At 67.8% G+C, this 24,969-nt stretch carries 20 protein-coding genes; 2 read left to right on the plus strand and 18 right to left on the minus strand.

Annotated features, from left to right (window positions below; all coding sequences use genetic code 11):
- Positions 1 to 208 precede the first annotated feature (208 nt).
- From ACK4FB_RS10490 to ACK4FB_RS10540, 11 genes are all read right to left on the minus strand, one after another.
- Positions 209 to 1,786, minus strand: coding sequence for an endonuclease NucS domain-containing protein (locus ACK4FB_RS10490; protein ID WP_409751640.1), 1,578 nt, complete (start codon positions 1,784 to 1,786; stop codon positions 209 to 211).
- Between the two features lie 159 nt (positions 1,787 to 1,945).
- Positions 1,946 to 5,386: a DEAD/DEAH box helicase gene (locus tag ACK4FB_RS10495; protein WP_409751643.1), complete on the minus strand. Its 3,441-nt coding sequence runs from the start codon at positions 5,384 to 5,386 to the stop codon at positions 1,946 to 1,948.
- On the minus strand, positions 5,373 to 6,146 hold the full coding sequence (locus tag ACK4FB_RS10500; protein ID WP_409751646.1) for a Hachiman antiphage defense system protein HamA: 774 nt from the start codon (positions 6,144 to 6,146) through the stop codon (positions 5,373 to 5,375). Before ACK4FB_RS10500 ends, ACK4FB_RS10495 begins: the two co-directional genes overlap by 14 nt.
- 433 nt (positions 6,147 to 6,579) lie before the next feature.
- Positions 6,580 to 9,009 carry a DNA topoisomerase (ATP-hydrolyzing) subunit B gene (gyrB, locus tag ACK4FB_RS10505; RefSeq protein ID WP_409751648.1) on the minus strand — a complete coding sequence of 810 codons (2,430 nt, stop codon included), beginning with the start codon at positions 9,007 to 9,009 and terminating at the stop codon, positions 6,580 to 6,582.
- Positions 9,010 to 10,182 carry a DNA replication/repair protein RecF gene (gene recF / locus ACK4FB_RS10510; RefSeq protein ID WP_409751653.1) on the minus strand — a complete coding sequence of 391 codons (1,173 nt, stop codon included), beginning with the start codon at positions 10,180 to 10,182 and terminating at the stop codon, positions 9,010 to 9,012. It abuts the gene before it with no gap.
- A 136-nt stretch (positions 10,183 to 10,318) separates the two neighbouring features.
- Positions 10,319 to 11,437 (minus strand): DNA polymerase III subunit beta, encoded by a 1,119-nt coding sequence (dnaN, locus tag ACK4FB_RS10515; RefSeq protein WP_409751656.1) that lies wholly within the window; start codon positions 11,435 to 11,437, stop codon positions 10,319 to 10,321.
- Between the two features lie 119 nt (positions 11,438 to 11,556).
- A complete protein-coding gene (gene dnaA / locus ACK4FB_RS10520; protein WP_409751877.1) occupies positions 11,557 to 12,984 on the minus strand; it encodes a chromosomal replication initiator protein DnaA in 1,428 nt (475 codons plus the stop codon).
- Between the two features lie 424 nt (positions 12,985 to 13,408).
- Positions 13,409 to 13,678 (minus strand): 30S ribosomal protein S20, encoded by a 270-nt coding sequence (gene rpsT / locus ACK4FB_RS10525; RefSeq protein ID WP_409751659.1) that lies wholly within the window; start codon positions 13,676 to 13,678, stop codon positions 13,409 to 13,411.
- Positions 13,679 to 13,789: 111 nt separating this feature from the next.
- On the minus strand, positions 13,790 to 14,572 hold the full coding sequence (locus ACK4FB_RS10530; protein WP_409751661.1) for an enoyl-CoA hydratase: 783 nt from the start codon (positions 14,570 to 14,572) through the stop codon (positions 13,790 to 13,792).
- Positions 14,573 to 14,641: 69 nt separating this feature from the next.
- Complete coding sequence (locus ACK4FB_RS10535; RefSeq protein ID WP_409751664.1) at positions 14,642 to 15,106, minus strand: phasin; 465 nt, start codon at positions 15,104 to 15,106, stop codon at positions 14,642 to 14,644.
- Positions 15,107 to 15,149: 43 nt separating this feature from the next.
- On the minus strand, positions 15,150 to 15,899 hold the full coding sequence (locus tag ACK4FB_RS10540) for a creatininase family protein (RefSeq protein ID WP_409751667.1): 750 nt from the start codon (positions 15,897 to 15,899) through the stop codon (positions 15,150 to 15,152).
- Between the two features lie 108 nt (positions 15,900 to 16,007).
- Here ACK4FB_RS10540 and acs point away from each other — a divergent pair, with 108 nt between their 5' ends.
- The gene (acs, locus tag ACK4FB_RS10545) at positions 16,008 to 17,942 is read left to right on the plus strand and encodes an acetate--CoA ligase (RefSeq protein ID WP_409751670.1); all 1,935 of its coding nucleotides are present in this window, start codon (positions 16,008 to 16,010) and stop codon (positions 17,940 to 17,942) included.
- On the opposite strand, the gene ACK4FB_RS10550 is transcribed toward acs, so the two are convergent.
- On the minus strand, positions 17,923 to 18,642 hold the full coding sequence (locus ACK4FB_RS10550) for a hypothetical protein (RefSeq protein WP_409751673.1): 720 nt from the start codon (positions 18,640 to 18,642) through the stop codon (positions 17,923 to 17,925). The two genes, acs and ACK4FB_RS10550, sit on opposite strands and share 20 nt — an antisense overlap.
- Positions 18,643 to 18,709: 67 nt before the next feature.
- Here ACK4FB_RS10550 and nth point away from each other — a divergent pair, with 67 nt between their 5' ends.
- The gene (gene nth, locus ACK4FB_RS10555; protein WP_409751675.1) at positions 18,710 to 19,450 is read left to right on the plus strand and encodes an endonuclease III; all 741 of its coding nucleotides are present in this window, start codon (positions 18,710 to 18,712) and stop codon (positions 19,448 to 19,450) included.
- On the opposite strand, the gene ACK4FB_RS10560 is transcribed toward nth, so the two are convergent.
- The 6 genes from ACK4FB_RS10560 to trpB are packed head-to-tail and all read right to left on the minus strand — an operon-like array spanning position 19,381 to position 24,959.
- Positions 19,381 to 20,253 (minus strand): RimK family alpha-L-glutamate ligase, encoded by an 873-nt coding sequence (locus tag ACK4FB_RS10560; RefSeq protein WP_409751678.1) that lies wholly within the window; start codon positions 20,251 to 20,253, stop codon positions 19,381 to 19,383. The genes nth and ACK4FB_RS10560 overlap by 70 nt on opposite strands.
- 10 nt (positions 20,254 to 20,263) lie before the next feature.
- Positions 20,264 to 21,538, minus strand: a complete 1,275-nt coding sequence (locus ACK4FB_RS10565) for a bifunctional folylpolyglutamate synthase/dihydrofolate synthase (RefSeq protein WP_409751681.1) — start codon at positions 21,536 to 21,538, stop codon at positions 20,264 to 20,266.
- Positions 21,539 to 21,546: 8 nt separating this feature from the next.
- Complete coding sequence (accD, locus tag ACK4FB_RS10570) at positions 21,547 to 22,431, minus strand: acetyl-CoA carboxylase, carboxyltransferase subunit beta (RefSeq protein WP_409751684.1); 885 nt, start codon at positions 22,429 to 22,431, stop codon at positions 21,547 to 21,549.
- Between the two features lie 10 nt (positions 22,432 to 22,441).
- Entirely contained in the window at positions 22,442 to 23,272 is an 831-nt protein-coding gene (gene trpA, locus ACK4FB_RS10575) for a tryptophan synthase subunit alpha (protein ID WP_409751687.1), read from the minus strand.
- Positions 23,269 to 23,718, minus strand: a complete 450-nt coding sequence (locus tag ACK4FB_RS10580; protein WP_409751690.1) for a hypothetical protein — start codon at positions 23,716 to 23,718, stop codon at positions 23,269 to 23,271. Before ACK4FB_RS10580 ends, trpA begins: the two co-directional genes overlap by 4 nt.
- Positions 23,715 to 24,959, minus strand: coding sequence for a tryptophan synthase subunit beta (gene trpB, locus ACK4FB_RS10585; RefSeq protein WP_409751693.1), 1,245 nt, complete (start codon positions 24,957 to 24,959; stop codon positions 23,715 to 23,717). Before trpB ends, ACK4FB_RS10580 begins: the two co-directional genes overlap by 4 nt.
- Positions 24,960 to 24,969 lie beyond the last annotated feature (10 nt).

Raw genomic sequence — 24,969 nt, forward strand, 5'->3', positions numbered from 1 at the left:
TTACACAGACTGCATTTAAGGGTGCTGGGGGCGGACTTCCGGAGTTGATGCAGTGAGCCCGTCTAAGACACTCGTGTCCAGACTGGCATTGGTCCGCAATGGGCTCGAAGCGGCTGTTCGGAATGACGGCTTTTGGTGTCGTCGCATCTCACACTACGTGTGGAGAGGTGGCGAGCAGAGTGCGGCGGCGGCCTGGCAGTTTCTAGTTCTAGTGGGTGATCGACCCCAAGATTAACATGTGCTTGCCTAATATCTTCGCGAGCGTTTCGACATAAGCTGGATTGGCGCTGGCGAATTCGTTGATGGAGCGGATAGGAAACTCCTCCGCTGGCACGACCCATTTGCCGTCTTCGAGGGTGGCTATGAAGGGGCGAAACCCGTGCAGCTTGAATGCCAAGTCGTATCGGTTTTCGTCGACCGCGCTGCCGAAGGCATGGGCCGCGTCAGACGCGTTTCCGTAGACTGCGGCCAGCGCGACACCTGGATCGGACGGACACGTCAGTCCGTCCCAGGAGTAACCGCAGCGGATACCCGATGGCTGAGGGCCGCGCTCGTCAACGGCGACCCCTGCGTAGCTGGTCGTCAGATTTGGCCGCGTGTGAGCCTGCCAAAGTGCGTACATCAGGTGACGGAGATCCCTCACTTCCAGCCGGACGGGGACATCTCTCCCGTCCAAGGTTGCGATGAACGAGCGAAGTGGTTCACTCCACCTGGGCTCGAATCTCGCGAAATCGAGGAATGCTTTCGTTCCTAGCTTCCACGAACTGCGGACCTTCGGCGTGAGGGTGTCGGTGAAGGTATAGCGATCCTGTCGATGGGAGCCACGAACCGGCGAGCCCGCGAGGACCTGTTCTAGGATGGCGTCGTCGTCGTTTATGAATTCAAGGCGTGGCCAGTCGCCGATGCGCTCCACGCCTTCCAAGCGGTAGTCGGAAAAGCTTGCGCGCAGGCTCTCGGAAGTCGCGTGTCCCCAGCCTTGGCAGGTCTCCGGGGCATCGGGGTGGCAGGTATCGGCGATCCAGTCCTTGGCGTCTGCTTCAGCCTCCCACCCTGGGGCCATATAAGGGAAGTCTGCGCCTATCGGTTTGCCAGTCACGGCTGCCACTTGGGCATGCTCCTCTTGCCGTAGGCGCCAGACACAGACGACCAGCGCAAAAGGATCCCTATCGAGTGGGGCCGGCGCGGACGCGGCGAACTTGAGTAATGCAAGGCGGACAAATGGCATCGATGCGGACCTGGCTCTGGTCAGGTCGACGAAGCGGGTGCGCGCTTTCTCATCCCGGAACCAGATCCTATCGAAATCCGGGGCTAACTGCGGGAGGAAGCGGAGGGGCTGAAGCTCGACAGGTTCGACCGCGAGCTCACCATCTTGCGCGGTGGCTTTCAACGCAGTGATATCCACGCCGGTCGATGCAGCAAGATAGGAAAGCGGCAGGAGGAGTTCATGCCAATGGGTGGAGACGACTACGCACCGGATCATCTCCCGAGGTACTCGGTCTCGCGCTACGAGGAGGGTGATGTACTTGCTGAGTTCGTTGAGGGTGTCTCGTGCGGACTGATCGCTGCGCTTGAGTTCGATGCAAACGATGTGGCCAAAGGGATCACGGGCGAGAATGTCGATCCGCCCACCAGCGCCGTCCGGATTGGCAACGACATACTCTGACTTCAGGAAGGTCAGGCCCCCCTCAATCCTGCCTAGGTCCGCGATCAGATGATCTCGCATCTCGGCCTCGTTCGCGAAGAGGCCAAGTACCGGTTTGACGGGGGATGTCGCGGTGCTGCTCATTTAATCGGGTCTATCACACCGCGACGCTTGCGCCTGGCCCCCACGTGGGTGCAGGCGCGCACGGCGTCGATCAGCTTTCGAATGCGTGCAGGTCTGAATCCGAGGAGAAGTTCGGGATATCCACTTTCGGGCGGTAAGGCGCGGAGCTTCTTGCCGCTGTCATGCCGTAGGCTCCCATGTCGCCGAGCCGGGACCGACCCGTTCGACATGCGCAAGGTTGTCCCCGGCGATGAAGGACACGCGGTAGAGCGCCGGGTGCTCGTCGATCACCCACCGTTCGATCCGCGCCAGCCGTCGGAAGTCCGCCGTCAACACCCAGGCGAAGTTGGTCGCCGGGTCGATTTCCAGTCTGTATTCGCCATCGGCCGGTCGCGGCTGGCCGTGTTGCAGATGTAGCCGACGGCGAACGCTCGTCGTGCGCCAGGCGGGTGCTGCGGCGCCCAGTACGTCGGCGTGGAAACGGCGCCAAAGGTCCTGGGTTTCGGCTGTCGGCCAACTCGCTTGGGCCGTGAGCGCCACGATCTCCTCGCTTTCGAGCCACAGCTTCATGCCATCAAGGTCGAAGAACGCCGCGTCGCCGGCCTCGATGGCCGCCATCGCGGCGCGGCGCGACGGCAACCCAGCCCGAATCAGCATCGCCGCCATAAGGCTCGGGACTCCGGTCTCCACCGCCGCGGCGGCTCCGCCAGCGACCAAGTCGGGTTCCCAGCCTTGGGTCACACGCCGCGTGCGGATCGCCTCCAGCGCCCAGACCAGCTTGTAGGCGAATGCGTCCTCGACCGTCTTCATCCGATCGGCACCGATCAAGGCGACATCCGCCCCGGTGATCCACTGGCGCAGGATAGCCTGCCAGCCCACCGGCAAGCCGCCATCGAGCGCGAAGGGACGGATCACCAGGATACGGCTCGCCAATTCCACCAAGGTGTCGCCGAGCGCGTCGGCGTCGGCCTGGATCGCCGCCAAGTCGGCTTGGTCAATGAGGACGGCAAGCTCTTCGGCCAAACCGTCCAAGACGAGCCCGGAGTCCAGGCCCACCCCCATGGCGTAGTGTCCGCGCCTGGTCTCCGGCGTGGTGTGCGCCCATATCAAGGCGGCTCGCGTGCGCAGGATAAACCGGTGCCAGTCGGCCTTGTTGGCGTCGAGGCGGGCGATCTGGCGCGCCCATAGCGAACCGTTCAGGGACTCGTCGAGGAGTTTCGGCAGCTCGGCGCTGTCGGCGTCTAAGGCTTCGACCAAGCCGAACACCATGGCGTCCAGCTTCTCGACCAGGACCGGCAAGCTATCCTCGGCCTCTTCATCGTCATCACCAGCGGCGGCGGCAGGCTGCCCCGCGGTACGCCATCCCGTCAGGTTGTTGGCCAGGTATTCATATGCGTCGGCTCGGGCGAAGACGCCGGTGGCGGTCAACTTCTCAATGACGGCGGAGATGACCTGGACCAAGCCGCTCTCAAGCTTGCGCGCCCGCGCCGACGCGACGAGTTGGCGCCACTGCTCCATCTTGTAGTCGGCGTTCTCGGTTATGACGTGGGCCACCAGACCTTCGACATCAACGAACGCGCGACCAGCGCGGCCGGCGACATTGGCGAACTCCTCGCCGGTAATCGGCTGGCCGGAGCGGACCAAGTACGGAGCCAAGAGCACCGCCGCGTTGAGGTTTAGGCCTTGGGACAGCGTCGGAGAGGCCACGATCACCTTGATGACCCCTTCGCCGAGCAGCAACTCAAGCTCGCGCAGGAACGGGTTTGGCAGCTTTCCGTGGTGGATGGCGACGCCGATCTCCAGCGCCTTCACGGCGCAATGATCCGGGCCCAACCACTCGCGGCCTACCTCCAAGGCCCGCGCCAGCGGCGCCGGGTCCTCCACCAGGCTCGGCAGGTAGCCCCGCCGAACAAGGTTTAGCGCCGCCTTGCCGAAGCCTTCGACCCAATTGGCCTGGGTGACGAATACCAAAGTCCGCTTGCCCTGCTGGGCGAACTTCCAGCCCGCCATGACGCTGAGGTCTTGGACGTTGCGTGGGTAGGGGTTTTTCTCCTGGCCGCGCGGCGGCAACTGCTCGACGAAGCGGGCGACGTACGGTCCCCGCGCTTCGAGATCGAACCCAAGTCGCGCCGAGTGCCCCTGCCAGGTGAGCGAGCCGAACCGCTGCCGGGTCGGCCTCCAGATCGATTTGACGGGCTCGCCCGGAGCGTCGCTCCTGATCCACGACGTCAGGTCGTCCAGCGCCTCTCCCTCCGGCAGGATCGCCGACAGGCAGACAATCCGGCGGTCGGCCGCGTCGCCGCGCCGGAGCAGCCGTTGCACCAAAATCTCGTAGCGGATCTCCCGCTCCGACGGCCCGATCAGATGGCCCTCGTCCAACACGATCAGCCCGACATCGTCGATCAGCGTCGGGTCGCTGCGGAGGGCGAAATCCAGTTTCTCTGGCGTGGCGATAACGATCGATCGCGTACGCAGCGCATCCGCGTCACCTTCCGAGACACCGGAGGCACCGTAGAGGGATGAGACCTTGAACCCAAGGGGCGCGAAGGTCTTGCGGAAGGAGCGTTCGGTCTGGGCCGACAGCGCGCGCAGCGGCGTGACGATCAGGACGCGCTTGCCCACCGACAGGGTCATGAGGGCGGCGAGTTCGGCCACGCGGGTCTTCCCGGCGCTGGTCGGCAAGGCAACGACGAGGTCGTCGGTCAGGTCGGTGGAGCGGGCGGCTGCCTCCCGTTGCGAGGGCCAAAGTTCCACTTCCGCCATGCGACGGCCGTATAGACTGCGGATGAAGAGGTCGCGATAGCGGGGGTAGAGCTCGGCCCCGCCCTCGGGTGGCTCGCCGGGCAGCACCTGGTGCAGCGAATGCCCCCACAGGTCCGACAGTAGCGCCCTGCAGATCCTAATCACCCACCACATCGGGACGTTGGCCGCGTGGTTCGCCAGCCTCACCCCACGGTCGAGGATCGCCAAGGCCCGGGCGTAATGGCGTCCGTCCCCCGTCTGTAGGGCAAAATCGTAGTGGGCGAGACTGCCGCACAAGACGCCGTTCAGGATGAGGGCGATCGCGTCGTCGGCGTCAATCTCACCGTCTTCCAAGGCCGCGGTGATGGCGTCGTCCGTATTCTCCTCGGCCTCCAGCCAATCGCGTGTCAACCGGCGAAGCCCGCGCAGGTCGCGCAGGATCAGCCGAACCACGGCGTCTTCGCCGACGGTCGTGTTGAGCGTCCCCTCAATCTCCGAGAACAGCGAGAAGGCGATGGCCGAATAGCCAGCCAGGTGATAGCCGGCGGCGGCTAGCAGGCGATAGAAGCCGCGCTCCGAGGACGCGGCATCGCCGTTGCGCACCAGTGACTCAAAGGCATTCGCTGCGCGTTCAAAAGCCCGGGTGCAGAGTTCGTCACCTTCGCCCGTCTCCTTGAGCGCCAGCGCGGCGCGCAGCACTGAGAACGCATATTCGGCCAAGTCCGCGCCGATGGTCCGGCCGAATGCCGGCGCCCCATCGGGCAATACGCCGTCCTGCCGCATCAGCGACCATGCCGACCCGCGTGCGAGGAGTTGCCCCCACAGCCCGGGCTGGATCATCTCGCCCAAGTACGCCTGAAGTTCGTCAGGCGTCTCCAAGGTCGCCTGCCGCGATAAAAACCTCGGAGATAAAGTCGGTGTAGTCACGGATGTGCAGGTTGATCACCGCGTGATTGCGGCCCGCCTCCGCGTCGTTGTAGTCCGCGACCAACGCTGGGATCGGACCGTTGCCCGACATCGTGAACAGCGCGTGGTCGATACGGTTTTTCGCCAGCGCCTTGCGGCCCACTTCGTTGCGGATGCGCCGGCCCAAGTCCTTATGCTCGTCGTCGCCCTCCAGCAGCCGGTTGGCGACGAACAAGAGGGACGAGGGCGTGCACCGACCGTCATCCCGGCGCAGCGCCTTGCGCGCCTGAGTGATCGTCGTTTTGCCCAGGGTCCGGCGGCTCTTGGACTCGCCCTTGAGAAGCCAGAGGCCGCCATCGTCGGTCGCATAGTTCACGCCGATGAAATCGTCGCCCCGCATGGGCACTTCACGGCCGTCCTTGAACCGCATACGCCGCACCGGCACGTCGAATTCCAGTTGTTCGACCGTCAGTTCGGACGCCAAGATTTCGCCGAGATCGCCGGCCCGCGCCCGCACGCCGGTGGGCAGCAGTTCCTTGAGAATCTCCGCCGCGCCGTCGTAGCCGAGAGCTTCAACATCGTCGGCAATACGTCCCAGGTCGTCGTAGTGGCCTCGCACCGTCACCGCGAGCGCATCTGTGATGGCGGCCCGGCCGCCCGGTTTCTCGACGATGGTGATGTACTGCTTCAGCCCATTCTTCTGGACCGTGGTGTGGCACCACTGGTCAAACATGGATAAACCCCCGCCCCAATAATCATCCCATGCGCCAAGGCCGTGTGCGTCTGCGCCGCGACAACCTGTAGCAGAATGCGCATCATTTGACGCTAAACGACTTGCGGCTACGAACGCTCATGAAGCTGCAGGTCGTCGACCCCTTAGGTTGAGACGAATGTCGCAGTTCTGCCGCGAGGCCAAGTTCCGCTTATGGCGCGAAGTCGACGTCTCCACGAGAGGCTGGTGCAGGAAGGCCAGCTCTCGCTGGCCTTCGGTCACACTTCGCATTGGGTGGTCGAAGGTCACCGCTCTTTGCTCGCTTCAGCGCACAAGAGCCCGATCATCCGCGAGTGGGTGGCCCGCAGATAATTCTCATCCACTATGACCCAGGTCTCATCAATTGTGGTTCAGTTCTCATCAATTGTGACGCGGACCAAGCTTCATGGCCGCGTCAGACGTCCACCTCGGCGTCCAGGGCGTTCTCCTGGATGAACTCCCGGCGGGGCTCCACCACATCGCCCATCAGCTTGGCGAACAGGTCGTCGGCGCTGTCGGCGTGGTCCACCTGCACCTTCAGCAGGGTGCGGGCGTTGGCGTCCAGGGTGGTTTCCCACAGCTGGTCCGGGTTCATTTCGCCCAGCCCCTTGTAGCGCTGGATGGCCAGACCCTTGCGGCCCGCGTCCAGAACCGCGGCCAGCAGGTCCATGGGCCCGCGGATGGTGGTGGACTTGTCCTTGCGGCGGAAAATCGCCGGCTCGCGGAACAGGCCGTCGAAGGCCACCGCCCGCTCGCCCAGACGGCGCGCGTCCAGCGACCGGACAAGGGCTTCTTCCAGAACGATCTGCTCGGCCACGGCGCGGCGCGTCCGGCGGAACACGATGGCGCCCTGCTCGCCCATCTCGCCGGACCATGGGCCGTCGCCTTCCTCGGCGTACAGATCCAGGTGGCGGGCCGCATAGACAGGATCACCGCCCTTCTCGCCGAACAGACCGGCCAGGGCCGCCTGCTCGATGGCGAAGGCGGGCGCCCGCGAGGACAGCCGGTCCACCAGCGACTTGAAGCCCTTGGCCTCGCGCACCAGCGCCTGCAGGTCCATGCCGGTGCGCCGTTCGCCCGAGGGGAAGTCCAGCTCGGCGCCGTCCGATCCTTCCTCGATCAGATAGGCGTCCATCTCCGCCTCATCCTTGAGGTATCGGGACTGCTTGCCCTTGGCGACCTTGTAGAGCGGCGGCTGGGCGATGAAGACGTGGCCCCGCTCGATCAGTTCCGGCATCTGCCGGTAGAAGAAGGTCAGCAGCAGGGTGCGGATGTGGGCGCCGTCCACGTCGGCGTCGGTCATGATGATGATCTTGTGGTAGCGCAGCTTGTCGATGTTGAAATCGTCGCGCCCGATGCTGGTGCCCAGCGCCAGGATCATGGTGCCGATGGTGTCGGACGACAGCATGCGGTCGAACCGCGCCCGCTCCACGTTCAGGATCTTGCCGCGCAGGGGCAGCACGGCCTGGTTCTCGCGGTTGCGGCCCTGTTTGGCCGAGCCGCCGGCGGAGTCGCCCTCCACGATGAACAGTTCGGACTTGGCCGGGTCGCGCTCCTGACAGTCGGCCAGCTTGCCGGGCAGGGAGCTGATCTCCAGCGCCGACTTGCGCCGGGTCAGGTCGCGGGCCTTGCGGGCCGCCTCGCGCGCCGTGGCCGCCTCGACGATCTTGGCCACCACCTGGCGGGCCTCGGTGGGGTGCTCCTCGAACCAGGTGGACAGCCCTTCCGAGCACAGGGACTCCACCGCGGGCCGCACCTCTGACGAAACCAGCTTGTCCTTGGTCTGCGAGCTGAATTTGGGATCCGGCACCTTGACCGACAGCACGCAGGTCAGGCCCTCGCGCGCGTCCTCGCCGGTGACCGAGATCTTTTCCTTCTTGCCGATCCCCGAACTGTCGAGATAGGCGCTCATGACCCGCGTCAGGCTGGCGCGGAAGGCCGACAGGTGGGTGCCTCCATCCCGCTGGGGGATGTTGTTGGTGAAGCACAGCATGGTCTCGTGGTAGCTGTCGTTCCACCACAGGGCCAGGTCGATCTCGATGTTCTCCTTCTTGCCCCGGATGACGATGACGTCCTTCAGGATGGGAGACTTGGACTTGTCCAGGTGACGCACGAAGGCCTCGACCCCGCCCTCGTAGTGCAGGATCTCCTCGAACGGCTCGGCGCCGCGATTGTCGGCCAGCCTGATGACCACGCCCGAGTTCAGGAACGCCAGCTCGCGCAGGCGATGCTCCAGGGTCTTCAGGTCGAAATCGATGTGACTGAAGGTGGTCACCGACGGGAAGAAGGTCAGCTCGGTGCCGGTCAGAACCTTGCCGTTGTCGCGCATGGGCGCGTCGCCCACCACTTCCAGCGCCTTGACCGTATCCCCCCGCTCGAAGCGCATCTGGTGCTTCTTGCCGTTGCGATAGATGACCAGCTCCAGCCAGTCCGACAGGGCGTTGACCACCGACACGCCCACGCCGTGCAGGCCGCCGGAGACCTTGTAGGAATTCTGGTCGAACTTTCCGCCCGCGTGCAGCTGGGTCATGATGACCTCGGCGGCGGACACCCCCTCGCCCTCGTGGATGTCCACGGGAATGCCGCGCCCGTTGTCGGTGACCGTGACCGAGCCGTCGGCGTTCAGGATCACCTGCACCAGATCGGCGTGACCGGCCAGGGCCTCGTCGATGGCGTTGTCCACCACCTCATAGACCATGTGGTGCAGACCCGAGCCGTCGTCGGTGTCGCCGATGTACATGCCCGGCCGCTTGCGCACGGCGTCGAGCCCTTTCAGCACCTTGATGGATTCTGCGCCGTAGGCGGCTTCCTCGGCGGTGTCCGGGGTGCGGTTCTGGTCGGTCATTCAGTCATCCGATGGGGCGAGCGTTCCTGCGTCGACGCGCACGAACCGGCCTCGACCGTGAAGGTCAGAGAAGAGCGTTTCGTCGGTGCCGGTCAGGAAAGCCTGAAGGTCCAGCGCCACGATCTCCTCGAACAGGGCGGCGCGCCGGCGGGCATCCAGATGGGCCGGCGCTTCGTCCAGCAACAATACAGGGTTTGCGCCTGAATTGGCCAGTGAATCCCGGTTTTCCGGCATGCTTTTCAGCCGCCCGACCTGCGCCAGAATCAGGTTCAGAACCAAGGCCTTCTGCTCGCCGGACGAGCCTTCGGCCGCCGGGCGGTTCTTTTCCCGGTGAAGGGCGGTCAGATCCGACCGGTGCGGACCGAAAAGCGAGCGCCCCGAGGCCGAATCGCGGGCCCGCGACGCCTTCATTCCGGCGGCGATTCCGGCGGCGATCTCGGCCGCCTCCGCGCCCGCGGCGGCCCGCTGTTCGGCCTCGCCGGTCAGGCCCAGATCGGCCTGGGGGAAGGGCCGGTCGCCCCGCGCGTCGATGCCGGTCTGCAGGTCTTTCAGCGCCCTCGCACGCGCCGTGGCGGCGGCGGCGCCCTGCTCGCCCAGTCTTGCTTCAAGCGCGTCCAGCCAGGCCGGATCGGCGGGCCGCCTGCCCTCAGCCGCCTCGGTCAGCAGGCGCAGCCGCTCCCGAAGCGCCTTCTCATAGGCCGAGACGCTGGCCGCGTGGCCGGGGTCGGCGGCGAACACCAGCCGGTCGAAGAATTTCAGCCGTTCGGCCCGGCTGTCCGAGAACAGCCGGTCATGCTCGGGCGTGGCCCACACCGGCCGCAGATAGTCCAGCATTCGCCCGGGCGGGGCGGTCTCGCCGTCGATGCGCACGATGCGGCGCGACGCCCCCGGCGCCTGCACCCCTGTGCCCACCCGGATGTCGCCGCCGTCCGCCCCCGCCAGCACCGCCGCCACGGCCCAGGCGCGGCCCGCGGCCTCGCCCGGCTCGCGCCGTCCCAGCTCGGCCACCGGCGCCCCGCGCAGCCCCCGCCCCGGCGTCAGCAGGCTCACCGCCTCCAGCAGATTGGTCTTGCCCGCCCCGTTCGGCCCATGAAGCACGATGGGCCCCGAGCCCACGCGCAGGCTGGCGCTGGCGTATGAGCGGAAATCGGAGAGGGTGAGGGACGTGATCACTGCGTGATCGGTGGCGCGTGGCGAGTGGCGAGTGGCGAGACGGGCCAGCGCTGGTTCAGAAGGCCCGGGCGCAACCACCCCAAAGCGGTCAGTCTAGCCTTCTCGCCACTCGCCACTCGCCACGCGCCACTCAGAATCACACCCTCAGCGGCATCAGCACGTACTGCACGCCCGGATCGCCCGGATCGAGCACCAGGGTCGGGCTGGCCGGGTCGGCGAACATGTAGGTGGCGGTCTCGCCCTCGATCTGGCCGGCCACGTCCAGCAGATAGCGGGCGTTGAAGCCGATCTCGAAGGCTTCGTCGGAATAGCCGATCTCGACCTCCTCCACGCCCTGACCGGCTTCCATGTTGCGTACGGTCAGGGTGACCCGGTCGTTGTCCAGGCCCAGCTTCACCGAGCGGCTCTTCTCGGCCGAGATGGTGGAGACCCGGTCCACGGCCTGGGCGAACACGGCGTTGTCGATGTCGGCGCGCTTGTCGTTGCCCTTGGGGATGACCCGCAGATAGTCGGGGAACGAGCCGTCGATGACCTTGGAGGTCAGGCTGGCCTGACCGAACTCGAAGCGGATCTTCTGGGCGCTGACCTGCACCTCCACCGGGCCGGAGCCGTCGTCCAGCAGGCGGCGCACCTGATCGATGGTCTTGCGCGGCACGATCACGCCAGGGCCGCCCGCCGCGCCTTCCGGCGCCGGGGTCTCGGCCAGGGCCAGGCGGTGGCCGTCGGTGGCCACGGCGCGCAGCAGCGCCTGCCCGCCCTCGGACACGGTGTGCAGATACAGGCCGTTCAGATAGTAGCGCGTCTCCTCGGTGGAGACGGCGAAGCGGGTCTTGTCGATCAGCCGGACCAGATCTTCCTTCAGCAGGCTGAACCGGGCTCCGGCGCTGTCGGCGGACATGACCGGGAAGTCCCCGGCCGGCAGCACCGGCAGGTTGAACTTGGACCGGCCGGCCTGGACCACCAGACGGGGATCGTCGCCGGAGTACAGCAGCGACACCTCAGCGCCTTCCGGCAGCTTGCGCACGATTTCGTACAGGGTGTGGGCCGGGGCCGTGATCTGGCCCTCGGTGTGCACCATGGCCTCGGCCTCATCCACCATCTCCATGTCCAGGTCGGTGGCCGCGAAGCTCAAGCGGTCCCGGCCTGCCGACAGCAGGACGTTGGACAGGATCGGGATGGTGTTGCGTCGTTCGACGACGCTCTGCACGTGGCCAAGGGCCTTGAGGAGCGCCGCGCGTTCGATCGTCAGCTGCATTTGGTCTCGCCCGGATGACGACGACTCAACCGCCGCCGCTGCAATTGTGGGCCTTGGACATTAGCGGCTTGCGCGCCCGCTTCAACAGGGGAAACGGGCGCTCCACAGACCGGGGGCGCTTATCCCCGCAGCTTGCGGGTCAGGGTCTCCACATCGCGGGCGATCTGGTCGTCCGCGGGCATCATTTCCTCGATGCGGCGAACCCCGTGCAGGACCGTGGTGTGGTCCCGCCCGCCGAAGCGGCGGCCGATGTCGGGATAGCTGCGCGTGGTCAGCTGCTTGCACAGGTACATGGCGATCTGGCGCGGGCGGGCGATGATGCGCGTGCGCCGCTCGCTCAGCAGGTCCGCCTGCTTCAGATTGAAGTGCTCCGCCACCGTCTTCTGGATCTCGTCCACGGTGATGCGGCGCTCGGGCCCGCCGCGCAGGGCGGCGCCCAGCAGCACCGAGGCCTCGTCCGCCGTCAGCTCGGCCAGACGCGGCCCGGCGGAGGCGGCCAGGGTGTTCACTGCGCCTTCCAGTTCGCGCACCGAACCCGGCGTGCGGTCCACCAGCTGCTCCAGCACTTCGGGACGCGCCTCGCCGGACACCAGACCCAGCCGGCCCAGGGCCTCGAAGCGCTTTCTGGCCACGGCCAGCTTCACGGCGCGGTCGGCGGGCTCCACCGGACAGGTCAGACCGGCGGCCAGATGCGAGCGCAGGCGCGGTTCGATGTCGGTCATGGCCGTGGGCGGCTTGTCGCCGGCCATGACCACGCGCTTTCCGTCCTCGATCAGGGCGGTCAGGGTGTTCAGCAGCTCTTCCTGGGTCGAGCTCTTGCCGCCCACGAACTGGACATCGTCCAGCAGCAGCATGTCGGCCGAGCGCAGGCTTTCCTTGAAGGCCGCCGTCTGGCGGTCCTGCACGGCCCGCACGAAGGTGGACAGGAACCGTTCGGCGGTCAGATAGATCACCTTTGCGTTGGGACGCAGACGCTGCGCCTCCCAGGCGATGGCGTTCAGCAGGTGGGTCTTGCCGTGGCCATAGGGGCCGCACAGGAACACCGGGTTGAAATGGCCCTCGGCCCAGCTGGCGGTCTGTCTGGCGATGGCCAGGGCGAAAGCGTTGCCGGGGCCTTCCACGAAGGCGTCGAAGGTCAGGCGGTCCTGCAGGCCCGCGGCCCGCACGGCCCGGGGACCGTCGGTGACCGGACCCACCGTGGCGCGGGGTTGCGCCGCGGGCGCCTGTCCCTGGGACGCGGAGCCGGAAACGGTCGGCGCGGGCGAGCCGAACTCGGCCCGGCAGCGCACGTCCAGATGGCGTGACAGACCGTCCAGGCCCAGCCACAGCTCGTTCATGCGGCGCAAGGCGTTCCTGCGGACCCAGTCCCGGGCGTAGGCGGTGGGCGTCACCAGCACCAGCCGGCCCGACGCGTCGGATCGCACCGCCGACGGCGCGATATAGGAACTGAACGGACCCTCGCCGATCTCGGCGCGCAGACGCGTCGCCGCTTCGTCCCAGATCCGTTCCGGATCCGTCAGTCTCTGTTCCGCCGCGCTGCCCGCCATTTGGTAAGCCACCTCTTTCAATCCACCAGCCGCAAGCCCGCCTGATCTCCGGGACGACTTCTCCGGGCCGCCGGAACAGGGGTTCCGGCGGTGGGGTCGGCCTCGCAGACGGACTTCTCCCGCCGACGCGGAACAGGGTCCCGCGCCGTCTTCATCCGTGTTGGGATGGAAGTGCGTTAGACCCCAAAACTTACGCTCAGCGGGGTCGCCGTCAACGCTGATTCGCTGCGCGTCATGCGGATAAATTGTTTGACTCCGCTAAGCGCCTCCCGCGCTTGGGGAAACCGCCGATCGGCAGCCTGGGAGGAGGCGAAATTCTTTATCTCAACTTAGCCGCACACGGCAAAACAGCGAAGGAGAGAACTCTCCTTCGCTGTTGAAATCATTGGATTTTGGTATGACAGGCCCGTGACAGGCCGTCAGATCAGGCTGCGGCCAGCTTCTTCAACTGGGCGTGCAGACGCGAGACCTTGCGGGCGCCGGTGTTCTTGTGAACCACGCCCTTGGACACCGCGCGCATCAGTTCGGACTGGGCGTTGTGGAAGGCGGTCTTGGCGCCTTCAACGTCCCCGCCGGCGACGGCGGTGTCGAACTTCTTCAGAAAGGTGCGGACGCGGCTGCGGCGAGCCGTGTTCACTTCAGTCCGGGCGGCGATCTTGCGGATCGCCTTCTTGGCGCCGGGGTTATTAGCCATCAGTCAAACCTTCGAACGGGAAACGCCGCGGAGCACTCCTCCACGGCGTGGAAATCTCAAGAGGGCGGGCCTATAGCCGATGGGTGCGCAGGGGTCAACGCGACTCTGGACTCAGCGCCCTTTGAATTCCGGCTTTCGCTTGTCGACGAAGGCGGACATGCCTTCCTTCTGGTCCTCGAAGGCGAACAGGCTATGGAACAGCCGCCGCTCGAAGCGCACGCCCTCGGTCAGGGTGCTCTCCAGGGCCACATTGACCAGCTCCTTGTTGGCCATGACCGCAAGGGGACTGTGGGCCGCGATCTTGGCCGCCGCTTCCCGCGCCTCCTCCAGCAGGCGCTCGCCCGGAACCACGCGGCTGACCAGCCCGGCGCGCTCCGCCTCGGCGGCGTCCATCATGCGGGCGGTCAGCATCATGTCCATGGCCTTCGACTTGCCCACCAGCCGGGTCAGGCGCTGGGACCCGCCGATGCCCGGCGCCACGCCCAGATTGATCTCCGGCTGGCCGAACTTCGCCGTCTCCGAGGCGATGATGAAATCGCACAGCATGGCCAGCTCGCAGCCGCCGCCCAGCGCATAGCCCGACACCGCCGCGATGATCGGTTTCCGGAACCGGGTGATGCGGTCGTGCCCGGCGGCGAAGAAATTGTCGGTGAACATCTGGGCATAGGACTGGTCGGCCATCTCCTTGATGTCCGCGCCGGCCGCGAAGGCCTTTTCCGACCCCGTCAGGACGAGGCAGCGCACCGCGTCGTCACGCTCGACGCTGTCCAGAAAGGCCGTCAGGTCGGCGAAAACCTGGCTGTTCAGGGCGTTCAGCGCCCTGGGCCGGTTCAACGTCACGACCGCATAGCCGTCGGCGTGCCGTTCGATCAGCAGGGTTTCATAGTCGGCCATGATCTGTCTCCTTGGGTTCGCGCCCCCGTCTAGCGCGTCCCCTGCCCCACTGGAACCGGGGCGGGGACCTCAGTCGCGCTTCAACCGGCGGGCATTGGCGCTGACCGCCGCCTGCACCGGGGCCAGCACCTCGGCCTGGATCCGGGCCGTTTCGGCGTTCAGCCCCATGGCCGTTTCCGCCGCGCGGCCCCACCAGCCCAGGGCCCACTGGGCCTGGATCACCGCCGCCTGGGCCGCGTCCGGGGCCTTCATGGCCTGATCCAGCGCCCTGGCGCCGATATCCGCCTCAGCGACCCATGCGCTGGCGAGGCGCCCGGCCACCGCGCCCGCGCCCGCCGCCGACCGGCCGGACGCCTCGGTGAAGGCGGCGAGCTTCTCGTCGCTCATCAGGGCCAGTTCGGTCAGGTCGGCGCCGGCCGGGTCGCACAGGGCCTCGGCCATGATCTCCAGCCGCCGCTGGATCACGGCCCCGGCGTCACGCATCAGGCGGTCGTTCATCTCGGCGGCGCTCAGGTCGCTTTCAGGCTTGCTCATGCCCGCGAGCCTGGGGCGGACGCGACCGCCATGCAAGCGGCGGTCAGGGGGCGACCTCGGCGGAGAACGCTTTCACGTCGGCCAGCAGGGCCGGGACCGCCGCGTCGATGATGCGCTGGCCCTTCTCCGGCGAGGCCTGGGCCGGGTCCGAGCCGATGCGCCCGTCCGGGAACCGCGCCCGATAGTCCAGGGCGTCGCGGATCGGCCCCACGGGCGCGATCTGCGGCGCATAGTCCGCGGTCTTGATGCGGTCGGGATAGGCGGCCTGGGTCACGGCGATCTCCGACGGGGTGGCGTGCATGCCGTGGCCCTTGGGGAAGATCTCGGTGCACAGCCGGTGCACCCCCGGCAGGTCCCACCAGTTGACCAGCTTCAGGGCGAAGGGCGGGCGCTCCTCCACGAAGGACCATTCGGCGTAGATCTCCGAGAAGGTCGCCTCGATGGTGGCCACGTTGCCGCCGTGCCCGTTCAGGAAATAGATGCGCTCGAAGCCGTGCCGCGTCAGGGACGAGACCCAGTCGGTGATCGCCGCCATGAAGGTGGAGGGCCGCAGGGAGATGGTGCCCGCGAACGCCAGGTGATGCTGGGCCATGCCGATATTGAAGGTGGGCGCCACCACCAGACCCTCGTCCTGCTTCTCCGCCGCGTGGGCGATGATCTCGGGGCACAGCCAGTCGGTGCCCAGCAGGCCGGTGGGGCCATGCTGTTCGTTGGAGCCGATCGGCACGACCACGGTCTTCGTCGCCTTGAGGCGCGCGTCGATCTCGGGCCAGGACGACAGGTGGATCAGCATGGAAAACTCCGGAACTAGAGACAGTGGTCCGCTTGGCAAGCGGCGGCCCAGCGCATACGCCTGTTTGACCGGCGCCGCAAAGACGCGACCTCCCCCACGGAGCCCCCAATGACCGATCACACCCGCATCCCCGTTCCGGCCGAGCTGGCCGCCGACGCCCACATGGACGCCCCCGCCTATGCCCGCGCGGTCGAGAGCGCGGCGCGTGATCCGGAAGGCTTCTGGCGCGGCGTGGGCGAGCGGCTGGACTGGTCGAAGCCCTTCACCGAGGTCAAGGACGTCAGCTTCGATCGGGTCGATTTCCGCATCCGCTGGTTCGCCGACGGGGAGCTGAACGCCAGCGTCAATTGCATCGACCGGCACCTGCCCGACCGCGCCGACCAGACCGCCATCCTGTTCGAGGGCGACGACCCGTCCGTCGACGGCGCGATGACCTACGCCGAGCTGCACGCCGAGGTGTGCCGCATGGCCAATGTGCTCAGGGATCTGGGCGCGAAAAAGGGCGACCGCATCACCCTGTACATGCCCATGATCCCGCTGGCGGCCGTGGCCATGCTGGCTTGCGCCCGCATCGGCGCGGTGCATTCTGTGGTGTTCGGCGGCTTCTCGCCGGACAGCCTCGGTGGCCGCATCGAGGACTGCGGCTCGACCATCGTCATCACCGCCGACGAGGGCAGGCGCGGCGGCAAGCGCATCCCGCTCAAGGCCAATGTGGACAAGGCGCTGGAGAAGGTCGCCGTCGACAAGGTGCTGATGATCCGCTGGACCGGCGCCGACGTGCCCCTGACTGAGGGCCGCGACGTGGTCTATGAGGACGTGCGCGAGGCGGCCTCCACGGAATGCGCGCCCGAGCCCATGAACGCGGAGGATCCGCTGTTCATCCTCTACACCTCCGGCTCCACCGGAAAGCCCAAGGGCGTGCTGCACACCACCGGCGGCTATCTGGCCTGGGCCGCCTACACCCACGAGCTGGTGTTCGACTACAAACCCGGCGACATCTACTGGTGCACCGCCGACGTGGGCTGGGTCACGGGGCACAGCTATATCGTCTATGGCCCGCTGGCGAACGGGGCCACGACCCTGGTGTTCGAGGGCGTGCCCACCTGGCCCGACGCCGGGCGCTGCTGGCAGGTGGTGGACAAGCACAAGGTCAACACCTTCTACACCGCCCCCACCGCCATCCGCGCCCTGATGCGCGAGGGCGACGACTGGGTGACGAAGCACGACCGCTCGTCCCTGCGCCTGCTGGGATCGGTGGGCGAGCCCATCAATCCCGAGGCCTGGCTGTGGTATCACCGGGTCGTGGGCGACGGCCGTTGCCCCGTCGTGGACACCTGGTGGCAGACCGAGACGGGCGGCATCCTCATCAGCCCCCTGCCCGGCGCCACCGAGCTCAAACCCGGTTCGGCCACCAAGCCCCTCCCGGGCGTCATGCCCGCCATCGTCACCAACGAGGGCGACATTCTGCAGGGCGCCGCCGAGGGCCCGCTGTGCATCACCAACTCCTGGCCCGGCCAGATGCGCACGGTCTATGGCGACCACAACCGCTTCATCGAGACCTATTTCACCACCTTCCCCGGCAAGTATTTCACCGGCGACGGCGCCCGCCGCGATGCGGACGGCTATTACTGGATCACCGGGCGCATCGACGATGTGCTGAACGTCTCAGGCCATCGTCTCGGCACCGCCGAGATCGAAAGCGCCCTGGTGTCCCACCCGGCGGTGTCCGAGGCTGCGGTGGTGGGCTATCCCCACGACATCAAGGGCCAAGGAGTCTGGGCCTACGTGACCCTGAAGGCGGATCAGGAGCCGTCCGAGGCCCTGCACAAGGCGCTGGTCGCCCACGTCCGCGCCGAGATCGGCCCCATCGCCAGCCCCGACGTGATCCAGTGGGCCCCCGGCCTGCCCAAGACCCGCTCGGGCAAGATCATGCGGCGCATCCTGCGCAAGATCGCCGAGAACGAGACCGGCGCCCTTGGCGACACCTCCACCCTCGCCGACCCGGCTGTGGTGGACGATCTGGTCAGGAACCGGCCGGGGTGACCGTCAACTGGTAGGGAATGAACAGCGACAGATCGAGCGGCCCGGACTGGGTCCACGTCACGCGGTGGGCAAGCCCATCCACCTGTACCGCATATTGATCTCCGAAGGCTTCGGCGGTGCGACGGGCGTCCGCCGCGATGGCTGCCAGTATCTCGGCGCGATACCGGTCGGGACCGATCAGGGTGAGCTCCCAGTCCCCCGACAGGACGATTTCGGTGCGTCCGGCCTTGGGGGCCTGTTCCACAAAGCGCTCGATGCGTGCCGTGGCGGCATCCAGAGTGTCATCGGCGCGGACGGGCGTCTTGATCGTCAGGGTGACCAAGCTGGTGTCGGCGCGCGTGCGATCAACGCCGATCGTCAGTCCGCCCGCCATGGTCTCGTCGAAGGATGAGAGGATGTCCGATCCGGTACTGAGGTCGATGTCGTCCCGACCGGCCGCCGACCGCGCCATGTTTCTCAGCGTCTCCAGCAACTCGGCGCGTCGCCTGGCGGGGTCGCGCGTGTCGCAGATTACCTGCACCTGAATGACCAGATTATCCGCCCGCCGGGTCAGCCGCACCTGGGGCACCTCTTCGGGCCCCCAACCGGCGAGGCGCGAGCCGGTGACGACGATCTCGTCCACCTCGCCGTAGTCCTGGCCCGTCGCCGTGAGCGGGATCAGCAGGACGGCGGCGGCGATCAAGGCGATTGCGGACTTCATGAACGTCTCTCCCCGTTTCGACCATTAAGCCCCTTGTTCAAATCCTTGTCACGCGGGATGAAGGGCCATGATTGCCGTGTCACGCTTCCCCCCCGACCCCGACCGGGTGGAGGAGATCTTCGCCCGTCTGGCGCGGGTGATGCCCGAGCCGAAGACCGAGCTGAACTTCACCAATCCGTTCACCCTCGTCTCGGCCGTCGCCCTGTCGGCTCAGGCCACGGACGTCGGTGTGAACAAGGCCACGGCCGGGCTGTTCGCCGTGGCCGACACGCCCCGGAAAATGGCCGCGCTCGGCGTCGAGGGCCTGATCCCCTACATCGCCTCCATCGGCCTGTACCGGAACAAGGCGAAGAACCTGATCGCCATGTCGCAGATCCTGATCGAACGGCACGGCGGCGAGGTGCCGCTGAACCGCGACGACCTTCAGGCCCTGCCGGGGGTGGGGCGAAAGACCGCCTCGGTGGTGCTCAACGAACTAGGCGTCGAGCCGGCCATCGCGGTGGACACCCATGTGTTCCGCGTCTCACACCGCCTCGCTTTGGCCAACGCCAACACCCCGGACAAGGTGGAGGCCCAGCTGCATGACGTGGTGCCCGACCACTGGCTGCCCAAGGCCCACCACTGGCTGATCCTGCACGGCCGCTACACCTGCATCGCGCGGCGGCCCAGGTGCGAGGCCTGCGTCATCTCCGATCTGTGCCCGGCGCGGCCCGACCTGATGGCCGAGGCGGCGGCGGTTCAGCGCCCGACCCGCGCCGCCACCGCCCGCGCAAAGCCCGCGCCCCGCTCCGGGTCGAAGCCCAGGTAGAAGTCCGGCTCGATCAGCTCGGCCTCGATCAGCACGGGCGACCCGTCCGGGCCGGGCACCAGATCGATGCGGGCGTACAGAAGATCCTCGCCGATGATGGACAGCACCCGTTCCGCCACGGCCAGGGCGTCGTCGGGCGGCGTGATCGCCGTGACATGGCCGCCGAAATCCGGCTGGCTGCGGAAGTCGCCCGCCGCCGGCACCTTGCGGATGGCGTGGCTGAAGCGGCCCCCGAAGAACAGCAGCGACAGTTCGCCCTCGGTCTCCAGCCCCTTCAGATAGGGCTGGATCATGGTCGTGCCGTGGGGCGTCTCGGTCAGGGCCTCGCCCCGGCGCAGGCGGGTGGTGCGGTAGGCCCCGCCTGACACCGCAGGCTTCACGATCAGGGCCTCGGCGTCGAAGTCGGTGAAGGCGGCCTCGATGGGATCCTGGGTCACGTTCTCCGCATAGACGGTCGGCACGATGGGCGCCCCCGCCTCGGCCAGCCGCCCCAGATAGCGCTTGTCCGAATTCCAGATCAGCACCCCGGCCGGGTTGGCCATCGGAACCCCCGCCGCGCGCCAGATCTCGCACGCCGCCAGCCAGCGGGGATGATCGCGGTGGTAGCCCCAGACGATCAGCGGCAGCACCAGATCAAACCCCGCCAGACCCGCCGCATCCCGCTCATGCCCCGTCCACGCCGTCGGAACCGGCTCCAGCCCGGCCTCCCGCAGCGACGGCGCCAGACGATCGAACACCGCGCGCCAGCGGCCCGCATAGGACGGATCGTTCGGCGCAGGGGTCAGGATGGCGATACGGCGCATGGAAGCTCCTTCAGCGCGGCCAGGTCAGTTCGTCAGCGCCCAGCACCTCGCCGGCCAGATACAGCGATCCGCAGATCACCACCCGGCCGGCGCCGAAACGCACGGCCCGCTCCAGCGCCGCGTCCAGCCCCTCGCATGGCGTCGCTCCGAGACCATGCCCGTGGGCCACCGCGGCCAGGGCGGCGGGGTCGGCCGCCGCGCCCTCGAACGGCACGGTGAAGACATGGGCGCCGGTGTCGCCCAGCGCCTCGAAAAAGCCGCCCGCGTCCTTGTTGGCCAGCATGCCGCAGATCAGGGCCAGCGGGCGGGGCGCGCGGGCCTGCATGCGCGACAGGGCCTCGGCCAGGGCGGCGGCGGCGTGGGGATTGTGCCCCCCGTCCAGCCACAGCTCGGCGTCGGCCTCACGCGCCACCTCGGCGTACCGCCCCTCGGTCAGCCGCTGCATGCGGGCGGGCCAGCGGGCCGTCTCCACGCCGCGCACGATGGCGGCTTCGGGCAGATCCAGCTCCAGCGCCACGGCGACGGCCAGGGCCGCATTGTCGACCTGGTGCGCGCCGTAGAGGGCCGGGGTGGGCAGGTCCAGCAACCGGTCCTCGCCCTGCCAGGCCATGGCGCCCCGCTCGGGCCAGGCGTCGAAGTCGCGGCCCATCACCGTCAGCCGCGCGCCTGCGCGGGCGGCCTCGGCCTCGATCACGGCCATGGCGTCTTCGGCCTGCCGCGCGATGACGGCCGGGACGCCGGGCTTGAGTATCCCGGCTTTCTCGCCCGCGATCACGGCCCGATCGGTCCCCAGAAACTCGGCGTGGTCCAGATCTACCGGGGCGATGACGCTGACCAGCGGCCGGTCGATCACATTGGTGGCGTCCAGACGCCCGCCCAGCCCCACCTCGATCAGGGCCAGATCGGCGGGCGTCTCGGCCATGGCCACGAGGGCCGCCGCCGTGGTCGCCTCGAACACCGTGGCGGGCGCGCCCGCAGCCTCCACCCGGTCCAGAAGGCCGTTCAGCGCATCGGTCTCGATCAGCGCGCCCGCCAGCCGGATGCGCTCATTGAACCGCACCAGATGGGGCGAGGTGTAGACATGGACCCTCAGGCCCGCCGCCTCGGCCATGGCGCGCAGGAAGGCGACGGTCGATCCCTTGCCGTTGGTCCCGGCCACATGGACCACGGCGGGCAGCCGGTCCTGCGGATCGCCCAGCGCCGCGCACAGGGCCCGCATCCGGTCCAGCGACAGGTCGATCTTCTGGGGCAGTCGCGCCAGCAAGCGCGCGGAAATGGGATCCATGGGCGCTTTTACGCCGCGCGCCGCCGTCCGCCCATCAGCATCGAGAGGATGGCGCCCAGTTCCTTCGGCAAGTCGGCGCGCTTGACCACCCGGTCCACCATGCCTTTTTCCTGCAGATACTCGGAGCGCTGGAAACCGGGGGGCAGCTTCTCGCGGATGGTGGTCTCGATCACGCGCGGCCCGGCGAACCCGATCAGGGCGCCCGGCTCGGCCAGGTGAACGTCCCCCAGCATGGCGTAGGACGCCGTCACCCCGCCCGTGGTCGGGTCGGTCAGCACCACCGCATAGGGCAGTTGCGCGGCCTTGAGCTCCTGGATCGCCAGGGTGGTGCGCGCCATCTGCATCAGGCTCAGCGCGCCTTCCTGCATGCGCGCCCCGCCGGCGGCGGTGAAACAGACCATGGGGCAGCCGCGCTTCACGGCCTCGCGCGCCGCGGCGATGAAGGCCTCGCCCGCCGCCATGCCCAGCGACCCGCCCATGAAGGTGAAGTCCTGCACGATGACCACGGCCGGGGTCCCGTCGATCTCGCCGTAGCCGATGGCCATGGCGTCCTTGGCCCCAGACTTCTTGCGCGCGGCGTTCAGCCGCTCGCGGTACGGCTTGCCGTCCGAGAATTTCAGAGGATCCTCGGGCACGTCCGGGGTGTCGATCTTCTCCCAGGCGCCGTCGTCGAAGGTGTAGCGCAGGCGCGCCTCGGCCCCGATGCGCATGTGCCGGCCCGAGGGCGTGACCCACAGGGCCGTCTCCAGATCCGGGCGATACAGCATCTCGCCGGAGGCCGGATCCTTGACCCACAGATTGTCGGGGGTGTCGCGGCGGCCCACGATCTTGCGCACGCCCGGCGCGAAACGGGACAGCCAGCCTTGGCGAGGGGGAGTGGTCTTGTCGATCATGCCGGGGCCTTTAGACGGTTTCCGCGACGCGCGCACCCCGGACCGCGTCCGCCAGCGCCTTCACCTTCGACAGAACGCGCGGCGCGGCCGGTTCGTTCGCCTCCAGCGCCGCAGCCACCTCGTCCACCAGCACCGACCCGGCCACGACGGCGTCCGCCACCTTTGCGATTTCGGCGGCCCGCTCGGGCGTCTTGACCCCGAAGCCCACGGCCACGGGCAGGCCCGAGGCCTTGCGCACCCGCTCCACGGCGGGGGCCACGGAGGCGGCCTGCGCCTCTTTCACCCCGGTCACCCCGGCCACCGACACGTAATAGACAAAGCCCGAGGTGCGCGAGACCACGATCTTCAGCCGCGCGTCGTCCGACGTGGGCGTGGCCAGACGGATCAGCGACAGCCCCTCGGCGTCCAGGGCGTCGGTCAGGGGACCGGCCTCCTCGGGCGGGCAGTCCACCACGATCAGGCCGTCGACGCCCGCCGCATTGGCGGCGCGGGCGAAGGCCTCATGGCCCATGCTCTCGATGGGGTTCAGATAGCCCATCAGGATCACCGGCGTGTCCGCGTCGCCCTTGCGGAAGTCCGCCGCCAGATCCAGCGTGCCCTGAAGCGTCAGCCCGGCCTTCAGGCCCCGCTGCGCCGCCCGCTGGATCGGCGGCCCCTCGGCCATGGGATCGGAGAACGGAAAGCCCAGCTCGATGATGTCGGCGCCCGCGCCCGGCAGGCCGCGCAGAATCTCCAGCGCCTGATCCCGCGTGGGATCGCCCGCCATCACATAGGCCACGAACCCGGCTCGGCCCTCGGCCTTCAGCGCCTTGAAGCGGGCGTCGATACGCGCGGTGGTCATTGCGGAGCAGTTTCTTCGGGCGGCACGGGGACGCACGCGCCCTGGGTGCGCAGGACGAAGCCCAGATAGCCCGTTGCGTCAGCCAGCGCCTCTTCCGGGAGGGTGTCGTCATAGAAGGCGAGCATGACCAGGAAGTCGCACTGGCCGTCATCGCGCGCATGCTGGAACAGCACCTGATTGTCGCCGCCATCAATGTGGTTCCAACCCGCCTGGGGCAGGGCCGCCATGTACAGCGCCGCGACGGCGGGCAACTGCGACAACGGCGCACTCATGCACTGGGCGACTCCCTGCAGGTCATAGAGCCCCCCGCAGTCCGGCGCGGCGGAGACGCCTTCCACCAGCGGCAGGCTCAGGGAGGTGTCAGCCCCGCTCGCGGAGGGATCCTGACCGTAAGCCGGCGCGGCGGCGGCGGCGGCCAGGGCCGCCATCATGAGGAAACGCTTCAAAGGGTCACTCCCAGATGTTTGGCGACGGTGAAGATGTCCTTGTCGCCGCGTCCGGACATCAGAAGCACAATGTCCCCGTCCTTGCCCACCTGCTTCGCCACTTCAGCGACACGAGCCAGGGCGTGAGACGGCTCCAGCGCCGGAATGATGCCTTCGAGCTTCGAGCACATCTGGAACGCGTCCAGCGCCTCCTGATCGGTGGCCGACCGATACTCCGCCCGCCCGATGTCGTTCAGCCAGGCGTGCTCGGGCCCGATGCCCGGATAGTCCAGCCCCGCCGAGATGGAGTGCCCCTCGACGATCTGGCCGTCCTGATCCTGCAGCAGATAGGTGCGGTTGCCGTGCAGCACGCCGGGCCGTCCGCCCTTCAGGCTGGCGGCGTGGTCCGGCGTGTCCAGGCCATGGCCCGCCGCCTCTACCCCGATCAGGCGCACGCCCTCGTCGTCCACGAAGGGGTGGAAGGCGCCGATGGCGTTGGAGCCCCCGCCGATGCAGGCCACCACCGCGTCGGGCAGACGCCCGATCTGGTCCATGGACTGGGCCTTGATCTCGCGGCCGATGACGCTCTGGAAATCGCGCACCATGGCCGGATAGGGGTGCGGTCCCGCCGCCGTGCCGATGATGTAATAGGTGTCCTCGACGTTGGTGACCCAGTCGCGCATGGCTTCGTTCATGGCGTCCTTCAGGGTCGCCGCGCCCGCCGTCACCGACGTGACCTCGGCCCCCATCAGCTTCATGCGGAAGACGTTGGGCTGCTGCCGCTCCACGTCCACCGCGCCCATGTAGACCGTGCAGGGCAGGCCGAAGCGCGCGCACACGGTGGCCGAGGCGACCCCGTGCTGACCCGCGCCGGTCTCGGCGATGATCCGGGTCTTGCCCATGCGCCGCGCCAGCAGGATCTGGCCCATGCAGTTGTTGATCTTGTGCGCGCCGGTGTGATTCAGGTCCTCGCGCTTCAGCCACACCCGCGCGCCGCCGAAGTGGTCGGTCAGGCGCTCGGCGAAATACAGCGGACTGGCCCGGCCCACATAGTGGGTCAGGAACCCGTCCAGCTCCGCCTGGAAGGTGGGGTCCGCCCTGGCCGCCGAATAGGCCGCGTCCAGCTCGTGGATCAGCGGCATCAGGGTCTCGGCCACGAACTGCCCGCCGTAAGGGCCGAAGCGGCCCTTGTCGTCGGGCCATGCATAGGCGTTCTTCAGGGGGGCGTTCGCCGGGGAAGCGTTCGTCACAGGAGCATTCATTCAGGCCACC

This window comes from Brevundimonas sp. (genome assembly GCF_046299535.1).
GTDB lineage: Bacteria > Pseudomonadota > Alphaproteobacteria > Caulobacterales > Caulobacteraceae > Brevundimonas.